Below are 16713 nucleotides of genomic sequence, written 5' to 3'. Positions count from 1 at the left end.
GGCGGTTCAACCCAGGCGGTGTGCCGGGTTCTGCTGCTGTTCCTGCTCTCGGGCCTGCTGTTCGGGCAGCTGTCCCACGGTGGGTTGCTGCGGGGCAATGCCCAGCTTCTGCATCGACTGCTCCACCGGCGTCTGCGCCGCCACGGCGGTCGGCATCATCGCGCGCAGGTGCGCAGGATTGGCCGGGTCGCCCTGCACCACAAAGATGTTGTGCCCGGCCGGCTGGTTGGCCGTGGCGTTGCTGACCAGCACATGGTCGACCTGCTGCAGGCCCTGCTCGCGGGCGAGCACGGTCAGGCTGGCGGTCAGGCGCTCGCTGGTCTGATCGAACGGGCGACCATGCTGGGCGTCCAGTGTGGCCACGCCCTGGCGGATCTGCTGGTTGAGGCCGTAGTCGGGGTGGTTGTTGGTGATCTCTGCCATGGCGATCGAACGGTAGCGGTGGGTCGTGGTGGGCCCGGTCAGTATAGATCCGGCCCGTGAAGCGCGCCCGAGGGGTCAGTCCGCCGGGCGATGGTCGTAGCTGATCACCCGCTCGGCCAGCCAGCGCCCATCAACGTGGCGCCAGACCTGGATGAAACGGGCCTGCCCTACCCAGCGCTCCACGCCATCCTTGCCGCGTTCATGGAAGCGGTGGTCGCCGATCTCCAGCGCCCGCTCGTCGTGCAGCGGGAACACCTGCAGCGAAGGTTCCACCAGCTCACGGCGCAGGCTCCAGCCGCCCTTGCGCGCATTGCTGCACATGTTGGCCACGCTGCGACGGAAGTCCTCGCGGTTGCTGGCCGACTTGCCGTCCTTGTCATGGAAGAACTCCATGTCTTCGGTGGTCATCGCGGCGGCCTTGTCGGCATCGCAGGCCTCGAAGGCGACGGCGAACAGCTGGGTGTCGGCCTGGCGGATCTGTTCGCGCAGGTCATCGGTGGACGGCGCTGTGGCGACGAGGCCGGCAGCCAGCAGGGGCAAGGTAAGCAGCAACATGGCGAGGCTCCAAGGGTGGTTCACGCAGGCTCGCATGGCATCTGGCCCGTTGCAGCCGGTCTGCGACCAAACGGGTTTTCCACGGAGCGAATGCCCGCATTTGCGACCCGGCCGAGGCGTCGTCGTCTGTGCAGGCGATGTCATGGCGACCGGCGATTCCATCACGGCCGCGATAGGGGCCGGCCAATAGCCTGAAAGCCTCCCCTTCCACAGGAGCTCCCATGCCTGCTTCCCGCATTCGCCTGCACGTTGAAGACACCGGTGGTGACGGCCGCCCGGTCATTCTGATCCACGGCTGGCCGCTGTCCGCCGATGCCTGGAAACAACAGGTGTCGATCCTGCGCGATGCGCAGCATCGGGTGATCAGTTATGACCGGCGCGGCTTCGGCCGTTCCGACAAGCCGGCCGAGGGCTATGACTACGACACGCTGGCAGCGGACCTGGCCGGGGTGATCGAGGAGCGTGAGCTGCGTGACGTCACCCTGGTCGGCTTCTCGATGGGCGGCGGTGAGGTGGCGCGCTATGTGGCCAATCACGGGCAGGATCGACTGCACAGCGTGGTGTTTGCTGCTGCGGTGCCGCCGTATCTGCTGCGCAGTGAGGACAATCCGGAAGGGCCGCTCACCCAGGAAAAGGCCGATGAAATGCGCAGCGGTCTGGAGAAGGATCGTGAGGCGTTCTTCGATGGCTTCACCCGCGACTTCTTCAGCGCCAATGGCCAGTTGATGGTGACCGAAGAGACGCGTCAGGCGGCGATCGCGCTGTGCCATCAGTCCGATCAGACGGCGGCGCTGGGCTGCATGCATTCCTTCGCGACCACCGATTTCCGCGGCGACCTGAAGAAGATCACCGTGCCCACCCTGATCCTGCACGGCGACAGCGATGCCATCGTGCCCTTCGAGGGCTCTGGCGAACGCACGCACCGAGCCATTCCGGGCAGCGAAGTGGTGATCCTTGAAGGTGCGCCGCATGGCTGCAACACCAGTCATGCTGATCACTTCAATCTGGCACTGCTGAACTTCCTGAAACGGTAAGCTGCCGCGATGCGCGAACCGAAGACACCGCCGTGGAAGAAGCCCAACCCCAAGGGCCAGACATCGCAACCGCTGTCGGCCGCCCAGAAAGAGGCAGCTCGGCAGCGTGCGGAAGAGAACGGGCGGCGCTATCCGAATCTCGTGGACAACATGTGGGCGGCGAAGCTGCCGCGCGGATCCTGATCTGTAGAGTCGAGCCATGCTCGACTCCGTTCTGCATCCATCCATGCATGGCGTGGATCTACTGCAACAGCAGCCGAGCGTGGGCTCGGCTCTACAGGTCGGCCAGCGGCATCCAGCCGGGTTCCCACCAGGGTGAGATCTTGCCCTGACGGACGGTGATTGCCTCAACCGACATTCCCGCCAGTCGCGCAAGCTCAGCACGCAGCCATTCGGCGTCCACCGGCACGGCCGTAGCCACCTGCAGCCGGTCACCCTGATGCCTCACCTGTACCGGTAGCGTGGCGCGCGCATCATGCTCGCCGCCGGTGCGCCCGATCGGGTAGCGCATTGTTACCGGCCGCGACAGCTGCGTCAGTGCTGGCTGCCACGCCTGCAGCACGAGGGGCTGCCTGGCGGCGGGAACATGTACTTCAGCAATCGTAGCCGGGTAGCCGGTGATGCTCTCGACCATGACCTGGAAGCGCGCGCCATCCGGCACGACCAGCACGGTGGCGATCAATGCGGAGAGCGAAACGAACACCGCCGCGAGGTTCCAGCTGCGCGGTGCGGTGGCCGGGCGCGTTGCGGTGCGCAGGCCCGGTTTGCGCCGCCGCTTGCGCGCGTAGATGCGCCGGTCCTTCCTGCGCGGGCTGCTGCTGTGCTCGGGCAGGTTCAAAGGAACCCGTGGAAGGCGCGCTGCGCGGGCCTTGATCAGGCGCGACAGCAGCATCCACGCGATCACGAACGCTAACAGCGGAAGCAGCGTTCGCACCCACAGATACAGCGTGACCATCCACAACACCTCTACAGACGACCATCCATGCTCATCCACATCCTACCGGGACCGCGTGCCGGTTGTCGTATCCGCCAGCCGACAGGCACAGGGCGCTTGGTTAGGATGGTCCTTTGTTGTCACGGATGAACCGATGGTCTCTGCTGCTACCCGCTTCTGTCGTATCTGTGGTCCCGGCCCGATCCTGATGGTGCTGCAGGTGGTGGCGCTGCTGTCGATGGCGCTGGCAGCCGGCTTCTTCCATTACCGCGTGGATCTGCTGCTGGAGCCGGTGGATGAAACCTGCGGCGGCCCGGATCCGGTGGCACGCATGCAGGTGGCGGAGCAGTTGATGGCCCGTTCGCTGGCGCTTGAGCCTTGGCAGCCGCTGCATTGGATTCCGCTGGCCGGCGTGGTGCTGGCCATGCTGGGCGCGATGTCGATCAGTCTCTATCGGCTCGGGCGCCTACCGGGGAGACTGCGCCTGGCCAACTGGGGAATGATGGCACTGCATGGCGTGATACTGGCGTTGGCCAGTTGGGCGCTGCGTCTGTACGACACGGCATGGACCAGCGTGGCGACGCTGTCTCCTGCGGCGTGCATGGTTGAGCTGGGTGAGCAGGGCAGGTTGCCGCTGGCGCAGGCGCAGCAGGTGGTGTTCGAGATCCTCACCCATGAGCATGCGCCGCTGCTGCGCAACCCCGATGATCTTGCTCTGGTGCTGGTCGCGCTGATGCTGACGGCGATGGCTGCGGGATTCATGCTGTGGCGGGCGATCGTGCGCGAACGTCAGGTGCAGTCGTCCAGCCCATAGCGGGTGTGTGACCAACCACGCGCCCGCAATCGCGCTAAAGTCAGCACTTCGCTCCTGCAAGGAAGTGCTGATGCGTTGGTTGCTGCGTGCCGTGCCATTGCTGCTGTGTTCGTTGGCGGTACATGCCGCCGAGATGGACCGCCGGATTGCGGTGACCATCGACGACCTGCCGTGGGCACGGGTGGACGAGATCGTTCCGCCGAACCTGCAGTTGCGGCATGAAGCGTTGATGGCACAACTCCGCCAGGCGGGTGTGCCGGTGGTCGGCTTCGTCAACGAGAACAAGCTCGAGATCGACGGGCAGGTGCAGCCGGCGCGGGTGCAGATGCTGCGCGACTGGCTGGACGCCGGCTATGTGCTGGGCAACCACACGTATTCGCACATGGATCTGAACGCCAAGGGTGTGCCTGCGTTCCAGCAGGATTTCCTGCGTGGTGAAACGGTGCTGCGGCCCTTGCTGGCCGAGCGCGGACTGAAGCCGCAGTGGATGCGCCATCCCTATCTGCGTGCCGGACGCACACCGGAAGAACGCGCGGAGATGGACGTGTTCTTCAAGCAGCATGGCTACCGCGTGGCACCGGTGACGGTCGACAACGGGGAGTGGGTGTGGGCCTTCGCCTATGCCAACGTGATGAACGAGCAGCCCGATTCCCCGGCGCGCGAGGCGACGCTGGCGCAGCTGCGCAAGGGCTATGTGCCGTACATGCTGAACAAGCTGGACTACTACGAGAAGCAGTCGCAGGCGCTGCTGGGCTACGCGCTGCCGCAGGTGTGGCTGATGCACGCCAATGAGCTCAATGCAGCCACCTTCGCCGAACTGGTGGCGGCGACCAAGCGGCGCGGCTATCGCTTCATTTCACTGGATGAGGCGATGCGCGATCCTGCCTACGCGCGTGGCGCCGAGGGCTACAGCGGTCGCTATGGCCCGAGCTGGCTGCACCGCTGGGCGATGGCCGAGAAGAAGCCGAAAGACTTCTACGCCGGTGAACCGGAAGTGCCGAAGTGGGTGATGAAGCTGGCCAAGGTGGATTCGGAGTGAGGCTCAGCGCTTGACGGCCAGCACACCGTCCAGCGCCAGTTCGGCCTTGAAGCCGGCCTTTTCCAGGCGTTTGGCCACTTCACGTGGCACGTCGCGGCCGCTGGTCAGCTTGTTCGGCGCGCCGGTGTAGTGGAACAAGCGCCCGCCCTTGCGGATGACGCGGGCGAGGTGGTCGTAGAACACCTGCGAGTACAGTTCGCCGGCGATGCCGAAGCGCGGCGGGTCGTGCAGGATCGCGTCGACGGTGTTGCTGGCCACCTGTTCAATCTGCTGTGAGACATCGCCGTGGCTGAACTGCAGGCGTCCACCGGCCGCGGCCGAGTCCGGATCCGGGGACCACGGGTTGAGCGTGCGCAGCCACATCACATCGGCGTTCTTTTCGAACGAGCGGATCTGGCCGACGCCGGCCTCCAGCGCGCAGGCGGCGAAGTAGCCCAGGCCACCGCAGGTATCGAGGATGACCTTGCCGGCCGGGGCGACCAGCTCGACCTTGCGGCGCGCGTCCTCGAATGGCGACAGCTTGGAGGTGGGCAGCATCTTGATGCCGTCGATCTCGAAGGTCGGTGCGCCCCATTCGGTCGGCACCAGCTTGATCAGCGAACCGCTGTAGCGCGAGATTGGCGCGAAGTCCTCGCCGTCCCAGTAGTACAGCGTGCGGTCCTTCAGCTTGCCCGGCCACGGGTAGGCCTGGCCACGGAAGTGGAAGCCGTCGGCGTTCAGGGCCACGCTGTCCTCGCTGCGGCCAAGGTCGAGCGAGCCCTGCCAGTCGGCAGTGCCCTTGTCATGGGCACGGCGCAGGGTGTCAGCGCTGTCGCGGGTCAGCAGGGGGCCGGTGTAATGGGGCACGGCGGGTACCGGGGCGGTTCGGGGGAGGGCATGGTACCGCAGGGCCTTGGCAGGGTTACTGAGATTCCGTAGTACAGGCCCAACCGGATGAGGGACTTGGTAGAGATGCAGTACCCAATGAGGGCGTCATGCCCATGGCGGCGCAGAATTCTTCGTGGAAGTCTCGTGCCGCTGAGGGCTGAAGAGCGTAGTGATAGGTCAGTATTCCTTCTTCATTCCTGATGAGAAGTTGCTGGATGCATATCATGTTTCCGGAACTGTCAGGGGCCAATGTGCTACGGATGACGATAGGCGTCCCGGACAAGCTGTAGTCGGCACTCAGTTGGCCCGGAAGGCACGATCCTGATAGGAAAGTCAGGGATTGAAAGATGGCGGCGATCATCGGGATGGGATCATGAGCCTGAGCAACGAGGGGGACTTCGTCACCCTCACTGCTTCGTCAAAGGGTTCGGATGTCAGTTGGCTCTGATGGAGCCGCGATTGCTTGCACAGGCACGCGGTACACAGCCTTCCATCAACGTATTCATTGTCTGTGGGGCATGAGCGAAGCAGAGTACTCTTGCGGTATGGCTACCCACTGTGTTTGGTGGGTAATACTCGTTATAGAAGGTATGGCACCTCCCGTTGTCTATTTGCGCGCTACCCTGGATGTTCCCGCTGACTGAGCTGTTGAATCTTACGGTTCCGTAGGAAATGAAGTTCTGGCCAGCTGATACCTGTCCATTTGGTGCATAGGCGATTACATAGTCAGTACTCTTTGCGTCGCTAGTACTGTTCGACTCGATGCTTGAGCAATGCCACGCGGCGCTTCCTGGCCCCACTGTGATGGACTCGCCCTTGGCGGGGTTCATCCCGATATCCGCGCAGGAAGCCTCGTGATACTGCTTCGTCGCTTGCGTTTGATCGTCGTAGCGATATACATATTGTCCCTTCGAGTTGCGATTGAGGGACTGCTCCACACTGATCGTTCCCCCAATGAAGTCAGGCCATTCCGCGCTGCGGACGATTCTTGATGGGGTCTTCGCTTCGTCAGCGATTTGTCCATCAGCTGGAGTTCCGTCTCCTGCCTGAACGGATGCAGAGACAATGAACGTGAGAATCGCTATCTGCAGTTTCATTTGAGCCTCTCAGATCTGGGTGAGGCTCCATCTTCATTACTTGCCCCATTGCATTTTGGGGCGCATCAGGCAGTTCTTCGGATTTCAAACATTTCTCAATTTTGTCTGTCGCTATTGGCACTTCACCGCATACACCGGCCCGGCCCCAATCAGCATCAGTGCCATGTAGTCACTGTCACTGGCCTTGCCCTTCAGCGTCGCGCCCTTGTTGAAGTGGAAGATGCCGAAGCCGCCGGCCATGCGGATCAAGGCGCTGTCGATCTGTTCGGCGTCGTCGCGGAAGTAGCGGCTGATCTCGCTGCGGGTGGCCTTGTGCAGGGCATTCGGTTCGCGCTGCCACTGCTCGCCGCGGCTGAAGGAGACGAAGTACTGGCCGCCTTCCTTCTCGATGCGGAAGTCAGCCGGTTTGCGCGCGCTGGTGGCGAAGCAGCCCTGCAGTGGGTCGGCGGAGAAGGGAAGCCCGGCGTCACCGCTACAGGCGGTGAGCAGCAGGAGTGCACCGGGCAGCAGCAGGCGGAGCGTGCGCATGGGATGTCCCGACGGGGCAGGTGCGGCTAGTGTAGGCAGCACGCGGGCACGGCCCGTACAGAAATTCGGCAAGGACAAAGGGGTTTTCGGATGGCGCAGGGCAAGGCACCGTGGTGCGGCGTGGCCAGTTGGCTGGGGATCGTGGTGGGCTGGGGCGCGGGCACGTTGGCAGCGCAGGCGGCGGGAGACAACAGCCTGGCGGCGGGGCTGGGCGTGGGCGTGCTGGGCGCGGCACTGGTGGGCGGTGGCCTGGCGGTAGCTTCGCGCGTGCGCGGTGAGCGCTGGCCGTGGATCGGCATCGGTGGTGCGGTGCTGAGCGCGCTGCCGCTGCTGATGTACCTGCTGCGGATGATGTTGAAGCTGTAGTTGTAGAGTCGAGCCATGCTCGACTTGTGGGCAACGCAGCCAGGCATGGCCTGGCTCTACTGGTCAGCGGCGGCCGGAGCATGCCATGCCGGCCAGCGGCCGGCACTACCCGGCGTGGATCATGCGCTGCGGTGAATCTCCACCGTCACGTGCACCAGCTCCTCATGAATCGCCAGCGCGTTGCGCACGGTATCGGCATCCAGACTGACGTCGCTGGTGACCACGCTGGCGCTGACCGCGTACTTGCCGCGACCCACCTGCCAGACGTGCAGGTCGGCCAGGCGTGCCGGCCACGGGCCCTGTTCGATCACCTCGCGTACTTCGGCCACCACCGGCGCATCCATCTGCGCGTCGAGCAGGATGCGGCCACTGTCGCGTAGCAGGCCGATCGCCCAGACCGTCACCAGCACGGCGCCGACCAGGCCCATCACCGGGTCCAGCCAGGTCAGGCCCAGCAGCTTGCCGCCAAGCAGGGCGACGATGGCCAGCACCGAGGTGGCGGCGTCGGCCAGCACGTGCACGTAGGCCGAGCGCAGGTTGAGGTCGTGACCGTGCGCATGGCTGTGGTCGTGGTGATCGTGATCATGCCCATGGTGATGGTTGTGCCCATGCCCATGATGGTGATGCGCGTGGCCCGGGCTGTCGTGCAGCCACCAGGCGCAGAGCAGGTTCACGCCCAGCCCTACCGCCGCGATGGCGATGGCTTCGTTGTAGTGGATCGGCGCCGGTACCCACAGCCGCTCCAGTGATTGCACGGCCATCAGCGCGGCAACACCAAGCAGTGCGATGGCGCTGGTATAGCCGGCAAGGATCTCGATCTTCCAGGTGCCGAAGGCGAAGCGCGGATCGTGTGCATAGCGCCGCGCACAGCGGTAGGCGAACACCGACAGGCCCAGCGCCAGCGCGTGCGAACTCATGTGCCAGCCGTCGGCGAGCACGGCCATGGAGTTGAACCACCAGCCGCCGACGATCTCTACCAGCATCATGGCGACGGTGAGCCACAGGGCGCGGCGGGTATTGCGTTCGGCCAGCGGGTTGCCGTCGTCGAAGCGGTGTTCGTGGCGGCGGGCGGCGGCTAGGGCGTCCAATTGCATGGCGGCGGGAGCTGGAGTGGATACCCCCATAGGGTATATGATCGCGCCATGGCTCATGTACACAAGAATCGAAAGCAGCTGCTGACCCGGGTACGCCGCATCGCGGGTCAGGTGGCGGCGTTGGAGCAGGCGCTGGACAAGCCCGAGGGGGAAGCGGGGGACTGCGCGGGCGTGCTGGTGCAGGTCGCCGCCGTGCGCGGTGCCGCCCACAGCCTGCTGATGGAGCTGCTGCACGAGCACCTGCAGGAACACGTGGTGGGTGCCGATGACCCGCAGCAGCGGGCGGACGAGGCCGCGGTGCTGGTGGAGCTGCTGCGCCGCTACGGCAAATAGCAGGTAGTGCCGTCCGCTGGCCGGCAACTGCAGGTTGCGTGCGGCGTTCATGGGGTTGCCGGCCAGCGGCCGGCACTACCCGTGCCGGTGCCGCGCGTTCCAGATGTGCGTGGCGGCCAGCAGCAGGCTGCCGGTGACCGTCATCGGTGTCTCCCAGTCGTGCGAGGGCAGCGCCAGCGCGCCGGCCAGCAGCAGGCCGAGCCCGGCGCCGGCGGTGGCCCAGGCCAGCACGGGCAGTGGGTGACGGCGCTCGGCCCGCCACAGCGCGTAGCCGGTCAGTGGCAGGGCAATGGCCACGAACAGCAGATGCACCCATTCCGCTTCGGCCCACGCGCCGAACAGGGGCAGTGCGGCGGCCAGCAGGGGCAGCGCCAGGCAGTGCAGCAGGCACAGGCTGGACAAGGCGACCGCGCCGGCATCGAGCAGGGCGGCAGAAGGCGACTTCATCGGGGGAGGTTCCTTGCGCGGCAATTGTTATACAGTAACATTTCCGTTCCGCAGCCAACCCGCTCCGACATGAACACTGTTTCCCGCGCCGACCGTCGCCTTCCGGTCACCGTGTTGTCCGGCTTCCTGGGGGCCGGCAAGACCACCCTGCTCAACCAGATCCTGCGCAACCGCGAGGGCCTGCGCGTGGCAGTCATCGTCAACGACATGAGTGAGGTCAACATCGATGCGCAGCTGGTGCGCGAAGGTGGCGCCGAGCTGCGCCGCACCGAAGAGACGCTGGTGGAGTTCAGCAACGGCTGCATCTGCTGCACGCTGCGCGACGACCTGCTGCAGGAAGTGCAGCGCCTGGCCGAGGCCGGCCGCTATGACTATCTGTTGATCGAATCGACCGGGATCGGCGAACCGATGCCGGTGGCGGCCACCTTCGCGGTGCGCGACGAGCACGGCTTCAGCCTGAGTGACATCGCACGGCTGGACACGATGGTGACGGTGGTCGACGGCAGCGCGTTCCTTGCCGACTTCGGCTCGACCCTGCGCCTGGCCGAGCGCGGCCAGCAGGCCGGGCCGGACGATGATCGCGGTGTGGTCGATCTGCTGTGCGAGCAGGTGGAGTTCGCCGACGTGATCGTGGTCAGCAAGGTCGACCAGGTGGACGACGAGGTGCTGCAGGACACGCTGGCCGTGCTGCGCGGGTTGAACCGCGATGCGAAGCTGCTGCTGTCCAGCTTCGGTGATGTGCCGTTGTCCGAGCTGCTGGATACCGGCCGCTTCGACATGGAGCGTGCGCAACGCGCACCGGGTTGGGTGAAGGAGCTGCGTGGCGAGCACACGCCGGAGACCGAGGAGTACGGCATCGGCAGCTTCGTCTACCGTTCGCGGCGTCCGTTCCACCCCGCGCGATTCGCGCGCGCACTGCAGTCGGGCATGCCCGGCGTGATCCGCAGCAAGGGCTGGTTCTGGCTGGCCAACCGCATGGATTGGGTAGGTGAGCTGAACACCGTGGGCGCGGCGACGCGCACGCAGGCGGCGGGCTTCTGGTATGCCGCGCGCGACCGCGTGCGGGCTGGGCTGGAAGACACCACACCGTTGTTGCCGCCGACGCCGTTGCCATACAGCGACCTCGGCTGGGCGCGGCAGCAGGCTGATTGCTGGAGCGCGCCGCTGCCGGGCCTGGAGCAGTTCCCGGACAGCGCGGCGCACGCGGCAATGGCGCGACTGTGGCATCCGTTGTGGGGCGACCGCCGCCAGGAGCTGGTGGTGATCGGTGTGCACATGGACGAGCGCGCGGTGCGTGCGGAGCTGGATGCGTGCCTGCTCAACGACCAGGAGCTGCGGGCGGGGCCATTGTTGTGGCACCAGTTGCCACAGGCGTTCCCGGTGTGGAAGCGTTGACGATGCGTTGAGGTTCTTTGGGCTGCCGGCCAGCGGCCGGCACTACCCCGGGTCGATACGCCATGCGTGGATGGCCGACATGGCGGAGTCGAGCATGGCTCGACTCTACAGAATCGAATCCACGTATGGCGTGGATCTACAACGCGTCGCGCCACTGCCAACCTTCGTTGCTCACCTGCAGCACCTGGGTCGGCCGCAACGCCTGCAGCAGGTGCCGGTCGTGGCTGACCATCACCAGTGCGCCCGGCCATGCCGCAAGCAGTTCTTCCAGCGCCTGTAATGCACTGAGGTCCAGTGCATTGCCGGGCTCGTCCAGCAGCAACAGCTGCGGCGCGGGATCGGCGTACAACACGCTGGCCAGTGCGCCCTTCACCCGTTCGCCATCGCTGAGGCTGCGGGCGGGACGCTGGATGCGCTGCGCATCCAGTCCCAGCAGCGCGAGCCGGGTGCGCAGATCGCCCGGGTCCGCACCCGGATTGGCCACCTGCACGCTATCGAGGATGCTGCGCTCGCCGGACAATCCCAGCAGCTGCTGGTCGAGCAGCGCCAGCGGTGCGTGGCGTTGCACCGTGCCTCCGCGCGTTGGCAGCTGGCCCGCCAACACACGCAGCAGGGTCGATTTGCCGCTGCCGTTGTCACCGACCACAGCAATGCGCTGGCCGCGGCGGATCTCCAGCTGCAACGGGGCGCTGCAGCCATGTGGGAGGACCAGATCCTGCGCCTGCAGCAGGCGTGCGCTGCCACGTTCCCCATCACCGGAAAACAGTGCGAGCTCCGGTGCGACGTGCACGGCTGTCGCCGCTGCACGCAGCTGCTCTGCACTGGCCTGCAGGCGTTCGGACTGCACCTGCTGCGCGCGCCCATGACTGGCTTCGGCACGCTGCTTCTGGCGGCCAAGCAGGATCGGTGCCTGGTTGGCCTGCTTTGCATCACGGTTGCCACGTGCCTGGCGTTGCTGCTGGCGCTCGTGCTGTTCGCGTGCACTGCGTTGCTGCTGCCGATGCTGCGCACGTGCATGGTCAAGCTGGGCGGCGGCGGCTTCACGTTCGGCGGCGCGCACTTCGGCATAGTGCTGCCACGCGCCGCCATAGCGATGCAGGCCACGCCCATCAAGTTCGACAATCTGCTGCATGCGGCCCAGCAACTCGCGATCATGACTGATCACCAGCAGGCCACCGCGCCACTGCTGCAACTGTTCGTACAGCTGTTGGCGATGGCGTGCGTCGAGGTGGTTACTGGGTTCGTCCAGGATCAGCCAGTCGGCACCGCTGGCCCAGGCGCCGGACAGCGCCACCTGCATGGCCTGGCCGCCACTGAGGCGCGCGGCCGGCTGGGCGGGATCGAGGTCGTCGGGAAGCTGCAGCGCACGCCATTGCTGCTGCAGGCGTTCACGCAGATCCCAGCGGTCGCCGATGCAGGTGAAGTCGGCCTCATCGACGCTGCCGGCTTCGATGCGTGCGAGCGCGGACAGCGCTTCACCCACACCGGCCAGTTCACCGACCGTGCCGGCGGGTGGATAACCGGGTGTCGGCAACAGGAACACGCGGCCGCTGCCACGTACCTGGCCGTTGTCGGGCGACAGCCGGCCGGCCAGCAGGCGTGCGAGCACGCTTTTGCCAGCGCCATTGGCACCGACCAGGCCGGTAGCAACCGGTTCGAAGGAAAACGTCAGATCGGAAAACAGCGGGCGGCCGTCGGCCAATCGATACGACACGCGATCGAGCGTGAGGGAATGCGGGGTCATGCGACCTCCATGGATGCCGGGTTCTCCCCTGCGCGCAGGGGCGGGAAGAGTCAGGCCGTCTGTTGTGAAGACGGCGGCATCAATGGCGCATTGGTCGCGAGCCTCTGGGAGGAATGAGCGGCCAGTATAGCGGGGTTGGCTGAATGGTTTGATGGCGCGACTCTACAAAGGCATCCACGCATGGCGTGGATCTACTGTGAGCCGGGCATGGGGTGGATCGATCGCCTAGGGCACGGTTTCCAGGCGCGCGCTGACGAAGTCGATGAATACCCGCAGCTTCGGAAGCACGTGGCGGCCCGACGGCCACAGCAGGTGGAAGATGCCGCAGGAGTGCACATGCTCGTTGAGCACGGTCACCAGCCGGCCGTCGGCCAGTGCATCGCGCACCGAGTGTACCGGCACGAATGCCAGGCCGATATCGCGCAATGCAAGCGCCACCCGCGCTTCGATGGTGTTGGCCACCATGTGTACTGGCAGTTCCTGCGGTGTTTCATGGTCGGGCCAGTGGATCGGCCACAGTTCCAGCTTGCCGGTGCTGGGGAAGCGATAGTGCAGCAGCGTGTGCTGCATCAGATCGGCCGGCGTGCGCGGCGTGCCGCGCCGCTGCAGGTACGCCGGCGAGGCGACGATGCGGCGTGGGAACACGCCCAGGCGTCGTGCGTTCATGCGTGAGTCGCTGGGCTCGCCGACGCGCAGCACGGCATCGAAACCCTCCTCGATGACATCGACCAGGCGGTCGCTGAAATCCAGATCGAGGCGGATGTCCGGATACGCGGACATGAACTCGGCCATCAGCGGCAGAGTGAGATCACCCACCAGCGGCAGACCGATGCGCAGCGTGCCACTTGGTGCGGCATGCGGTTGCGCCAACTCGGTGCGCGCGGCATCGCGCTCGTCGAGGATGCGCCGGCAGCGTGCCAGGAACAGCTGGCCCTCGGCGGTGAGGGTGATGCTGCGCGTGCTGCGGTGGAACAGGCGCACGCCCAGTGCCTGTTCCAGCCGGGCAACGCATTTGCCGGCGGCCGAGGCCGAGATGCCCTGCAGGCGCCCGGTCTCGACGAAGCTGCGGGTGTCGGCCGCGTGCACGAAGGTCTGCAGATTGGCGAGGTTGTCCAGGACTGACATGGGCGTGCGGGCAATGAAAGCGGCAGGGTAGGTCGGCGCGGCTGTAGCGGACGGCTCCGCCATCGCAACACTGTGGTGCGAAGTGGTGTGGAGCCCGTTGCGGCCTTGCAGTTCCGGCCATCATGCCGATTGCGGACTGCACGGTCCATGATGCCCGGAGCGGCAACCGGCTTTTTGCACGGGGGCGTGGTGCCTAACGTGGCGAGCCTCTCCCCACGGATCACCGCGATGAACGCTGTTCCTTCCCTTGCACCTGCGCCGACGCTGCCGTCGGTGCAGCGGCTGCTGCAGCAGGTCCACCCACAGCGCCTGGTCGGTACGGTGGTGCTGGTGCGCGAGCACGGTGTGCTGCGCCACGCCAGCGCGACCGGGCTGGCCGATCGCGAGTCGGCCACGCCGATGCGGCGCGACCAGTTGTTCCGGCTGGCATCGGTCAGCAAGCCGCTGTTGACCACGGTGATCCTGCGCCTGGTAGCCGAAGGCGTGCTGGACCTGGATGCGCCGGTACAGCGCTGGCTGCCGGACTTCCGCCCGGCGCTGGCCGATGGCAGCACGCCGCCGATCAGCCTGCGCCAACTGCTCAGCCATAGCAGCGGGCTGGGTTACCGCTTCCTCGAAGCCGATGCGGATGGCCCGTACGCACAGGCCGGCGTCAGCGATGGCATGGATGCGAATCCGCTGACGCTGACCGACAACGTGCATCGCATCGCGCAGGCGCCGCTGCTGTTCGCGCCGGGCAGCCAATGGTTGTACTCGTTGGGCGTGGACGTCGCGGGCGCCGTGGCTGAAGCCGCGACTGGTGAAACGCTGCAGGCATTGTTCGCACGCCTGTTGGCCACGCCGCTGGGCCTGCGCGATAGCGCGTTTGCCATCGACGATGCTGCGCGGCTGGCCACGCCCTATGTCACCGACGCGCCGCAGCCGCATCGCCTGCAGGAAGGCGAGGTGGTCGCTCCATTCGAGGGCACCGTCGGCATCGAGTACAGCCTCGCGCGCGCCACCGATGCCAGCCGTTTCCCTTCGGCCGGTGCTGGATTGATTGGCAGCGCCGACGAGGTGATGGCGGTGTTGGAGGCCTTGCGCGATGTGCAAGCTTCGAATCTGTTGCCGCCCGCGCTGGTGGCGGAGATGGCCAGCCCGCAGGTGGGCGAGCAGGGGCCGCCGGAACCGGCCGGCTGGGGCTTCGGGTTGGGCTTTGCGGTGCTGCGCGATGCCGCCGCCAGTGGCACACCGCAGAGCGAAGGCACCTGGCGCTGGGGCGGTGCCTACGGCCATAGCTGGTTTGTCGATCCTGCGCGTGGGCTGAGCGTGGTGGCGCTGACCAACACCCTGTACGAAGGCATGGATGGCGCCTTCGTCGATGAACTGCGTGACGCCGTCTATGCCGATCTGGAGGCTGCACGATGAGCGGCCATGCCATTGATGCGGCGAGTCCTGCCGGCGAAGCTACACACCTGCCGTGGGCCGGCCTGCTGGCGCTTGCAGGTGGCGGCTTCATCACCCTGCTGACCGAGACCCTGCCCGCCGGTGTACTGCGGCCGATGGGCGAGAGCCTGGGCGTGAGTGATGCGGCGGTGGGCCAGCTGGTCAGCGTGTACGCGCTGGGATCGGTGATGGCCGCACTGCCCATGACCGCGCTGACCCAGCGCCTGCCGCGGCGGCCGTTGCTGCTCGCGGCGATAGCCGGCTTCGTGGTGGTCAACACGCTGACCGCCGTGAGCAGCAGCTATCCGCTGATCCTTGCCGCGCGTTTCCTGGCCGGTGTGAGTGGTGGCCTGCTGTGGTCGCTGGTGGCCGGCTACGCGGCGCGCATGGTGGTGCCGTCACTGCAGGGCCGCGCGATCGCAGTGGCGATGGTCGGTTCACCGCTGGCGCTGTCGCTGGGCGTACCGGCGGGCACGTTGCTGGGCCAGCAGATCGGCTGGCGCTGGGCGTTCGCGTTGATGAGCGTACTGGGTGTCGGGCTGCTGGCGTACGCGCGCTGGACACTGCCGGCGTTGCCGGCTGCCGGTGCCGGCCAGCGCACGTCATTGGGCACGGTGTGGCGCATGCCCGGTGTACGCAGCGCGTTGCTGGTGATGGTGTTGTACGTGCTGGCGCACAACGTGCTGTACACCTACATCGAACCGCTGGCGGTGGACGCCGGTGCCGGCCCATGGCTGGACCGCCTGCTGCTGGCCTTCGGTGTGGCTGCCATCGTCGGTATCGGCATTGCCGGTTGGGGCGTGGATCGCCACCTGCGTGCGCTGGTGTGGGCGGCGGTGATCGGCTTCCTGCTGCCGGTGCTGGCCCTGCTGCTATGGCCGGGACAGGCAACGGCGCTGCTGCTGGCGACGATCCTGTGGGGCGTGGCGTTCGGCGCCGTGCCAACCCTGTTCCAGACTGCACTGGCACGTCGCGCGGGTGCTGCCGCCGACCTGGCGCAATCGATGCTGGTGACCGGCTGGAACCTGGCGATTGCCGGCGGTGGCGTAGCAGGCGGCGTGCTGCTGCAGGCCAGTGGCCCGAGCCAGCTGGGATGGTTGCCGTTGCTGCTGCTGGCGGTGACCGTGGCGTGGCTGCTGGCACGGCCGAAGGCCTGGGCGTAGGCGCAGACCAGACGTTACCGAGGTGCCGGCCAGCGGCCGGCACTACCGTGGTCCACGCCATCCACGCATGGCGTGGATCCACCGAGCGCAGCGACCCGCGTTGGCCTTTGATTCTTCTGTTGATTCCGTGGTGGGACGCCGCCGCAATGTGTCCGTGGCCGGGTGGGTGGGCTGCGCAGGGGCGTGAGCCGCATGGATGCGGCGACCGAGCTTACATGGACGTACTTGCAGCGCCCCCTGCGCAGGCCCCCCCCCCCCCCCCCCCCCCCCCCCGGCCCCCCCCCCCCCCCCCCCCCCCCCGGCGCCCCCCCGAGACGCACAACAACACAA

General features: G+C 66.4%; 19 protein-coding genes. 9 read left to right on the top strand and 10 right to left on the bottom strand.

Annotated elements, in window-relative coordinates; all coding sequences use genetic code 11:
* Positions 1 to 6 precede the first annotated feature (6 nt).
* Both ABE423_RS13555 and ABE423_RS13550 read right to left on the bottom strand, forming a co-directional pair.
* The gene (locus tag ABE423_RS13555) at positions 7 to 423 is read right to left on the bottom strand and encodes an XVIPCD domain-containing protein (RefSeq protein ID WP_065724798.1); all 417 of its coding nucleotides are present in this window, start codon (positions 421 to 423) and stop codon (positions 7 to 9) included.
* 75 nt (positions 424 to 498) lie between these two features.
* Positions 499 to 978, bottom strand: coding sequence for a nuclear transport factor 2 family protein (locus tag ABE423_RS13550; RefSeq protein WP_346486378.1), 480 nt, complete (start codon positions 976 to 978; stop codon positions 499 to 501).
* A gap of 221 nt (positions 979 to 1199) precedes the next feature.
* On the opposite strand from ABE423_RS13550, the gene ABE423_RS13545 reads away from it, so the two are divergent.
* Complete coding sequence (locus tag ABE423_RS13545; RefSeq protein ID WP_346486376.1) at positions 1200 to 2012, top strand: alpha/beta hydrolase; 813 nt, start codon at positions 1200 to 1202, stop codon at positions 2010 to 2012.
* Positions 2013 to 2021: 9 nt separating this feature from the next.
* Positions 2022 to 2195 carry a hypothetical protein gene (locus tag ABE423_RS13540; protein WP_004139657.1) on the top strand — a complete coding sequence of 58 codons (174 nt, stop codon included), beginning with the start codon at positions 2022 to 2024 and terminating at the stop codon, positions 2193 to 2195.
* A 91-nt stretch (positions 2196 to 2286) separates the two neighbouring features.
* Here ABE423_RS13540 and ABE423_RS13535 read toward each other — a convergent pair whose 3' ends face one another.
* Positions 2287 to 2967 carry a hypothetical protein gene (locus ABE423_RS13535; RefSeq protein WP_346486374.1) on the bottom strand — a complete coding sequence of 227 codons (681 nt, stop codon included), beginning with the start codon at positions 2965 to 2967 and terminating at the stop codon, positions 2287 to 2289.
* 133 nt (positions 2968 to 3100) lie between these two features.
* On the opposite strand from ABE423_RS13535, the gene ABE423_RS13530 reads away from it, so the two are divergent.
* Positions 3101 to 3760, top strand: a complete 660-nt coding sequence (locus tag ABE423_RS13530) for a hypothetical protein (RefSeq protein WP_346486372.1) — start codon at positions 3101 to 3103, stop codon at positions 3758 to 3760.
* 70 nt (positions 3761 to 3830) lie between these two features.
* Entirely contained in the window at positions 3831 to 4799 is a 969-nt protein-coding gene (locus ABE423_RS13525) for a polysaccharide deacetylase family protein (protein ID WP_346486370.1), read from the top strand.
* Positions 4800 to 4802: 3 nt separating this feature from the next.
* On the opposite strand, the gene ABE423_RS13520 is transcribed toward ABE423_RS13525, so the two are convergent.
* The 3 genes from ABE423_RS13520 to ABE423_RS13510 all read right to left on the bottom strand — a co-directional run bounded on the left by ABE423_RS13520 (position 4803) and on the right by ABE423_RS13510 (position 7291).
* Positions 4803 to 5645 carry an MnmC family methyltransferase gene (locus tag ABE423_RS13520; protein ID WP_346486368.1) on the bottom strand — a complete coding sequence of 281 codons (843 nt, stop codon included), beginning with the start codon at positions 5643 to 5645 and terminating at the stop codon, positions 4803 to 4805.
* A gap of 455 nt (positions 5646 to 6100) precedes the next feature.
* Positions 6101 to 6763: a hypothetical protein gene (locus ABE423_RS13515; RefSeq protein ID WP_346486366.1), complete on the bottom strand. Its 663-nt coding sequence runs from the start codon at positions 6761 to 6763 to the stop codon at positions 6101 to 6103.
* Between the two features lie 111 nt (positions 6764 to 6874).
* Entirely contained in the window at positions 6875 to 7291 is a 417-nt protein-coding gene (locus ABE423_RS13510) for a hypothetical protein (RefSeq protein ID WP_346486364.1), read from the bottom strand.
* Positions 7292 to 7381: 90 nt separating this feature from the next.
* Between ABE423_RS13510 and ABE423_RS13505 the strand changes: the two genes are divergently transcribed.
* A complete protein-coding gene (locus tag ABE423_RS13505) occupies positions 7382 to 7657 on the top strand; it encodes a hypothetical protein (protein ID WP_346486362.1) in 276 nt (91 codons plus the stop codon).
* A 119-nt stretch (positions 7658 to 7776) separates the two neighbouring features.
* Here ABE423_RS13505 and dmeF read toward each other — a convergent pair whose 3' ends face one another.
* Positions 7777 to 8751: a CDF family Co(II)/Ni(II) efflux transporter DmeF gene (dmeF, locus tag ABE423_RS13500; RefSeq protein WP_346486360.1), complete on the bottom strand. Its 975-nt coding sequence runs from the start codon at positions 8749 to 8751 to the stop codon at positions 7777 to 7779.
* A 48-nt stretch (positions 8752 to 8799) separates the two neighbouring features.
* On the opposite strand from dmeF, the gene ABE423_RS13495 reads away from it, so the two are divergent.
* Positions 8800 to 9084 (top strand): metal-sensing transcriptional repressor, encoded by a 285-nt coding sequence (locus ABE423_RS13495; RefSeq protein ID WP_032130410.1) that lies wholly within the window; start codon positions 8800 to 8802, stop codon positions 9082 to 9084.
* Positions 9085 to 9159: 75 nt separating this feature from the next.
* Here ABE423_RS13495 and ABE423_RS13490 read toward each other — a convergent pair whose 3' ends face one another.
* Complete coding sequence (locus tag ABE423_RS13490) at positions 9160 to 9531, bottom strand: MerC domain-containing protein (RefSeq protein ID WP_032130409.1); 372 nt, start codon at positions 9529 to 9531, stop codon at positions 9160 to 9162.
* A gap of 69 nt (positions 9532 to 9600) precedes the next feature.
* On the opposite strand from ABE423_RS13490, the gene ABE423_RS13485 reads away from it, so the two are divergent.
* Complete coding sequence (locus ABE423_RS13485) at positions 9601 to 10926, top strand: GTP-binding protein (protein WP_253145592.1); 1326 nt, start codon at positions 9601 to 9603, stop codon at positions 10924 to 10926.
* 136 nt (positions 10927 to 11062) lie between these two features.
* Here ABE423_RS13485 and ABE423_RS13480 read toward each other — a convergent pair whose 3' ends face one another.
* Entirely contained in the window at positions 11063 to 12670 is a 1608-nt protein-coding gene (locus ABE423_RS13480) for an ATP-binding cassette domain-containing protein (protein ID WP_346486356.1), read from the bottom strand.
* Between the two features lie 225 nt (positions 12671 to 12895).
* On the bottom strand, positions 12896 to 13795 hold the full coding sequence (locus ABE423_RS13475) for a LysR family transcriptional regulator (RefSeq protein WP_180838303.1): 900 nt from the start codon (positions 13793 to 13795) through the stop codon (positions 12896 to 12898).
* A 228-nt stretch (positions 13796 to 14023) separates the two neighbouring features.
* On the opposite strand from ABE423_RS13475, the gene ABE423_RS13470 reads away from it, so the two are divergent.
* A complete protein-coding gene (locus tag ABE423_RS13470) occupies positions 14024 to 15202 on the top strand; it encodes a serine hydrolase domain-containing protein (protein ID WP_180838304.1) in 1179 nt (392 codons plus the stop codon).
* Positions 15199 to 16383, top strand: coding sequence for an MFS transporter (locus tag ABE423_RS13465; RefSeq protein ID WP_346486353.1), 1185 nt, complete (start codon positions 15199 to 15201; stop codon positions 16381 to 16383). The genes ABE423_RS13470 and ABE423_RS13465 overlap by 4 nt, the downstream gene beginning before the upstream one ends.
* Positions 16384 to 16713: the final 330 nt, after the last annotated feature.

The sequence above is a fragment of the Stenotrophomonas sp. TWI1409 genome, assembly GCF_039673015.1.
In the GTDB taxonomy this organism is placed as follows: Bacteria; Pseudomonadota; Gammaproteobacteria; order Xanthomonadales; family Xanthomonadaceae; genus Stenotrophomonas; species Stenotrophomonas maltophilia_A.
Note: the sequence above shows the minus strand (reverse complement) of the source record. Positions and strands in the feature narration are given on the sequence as shown.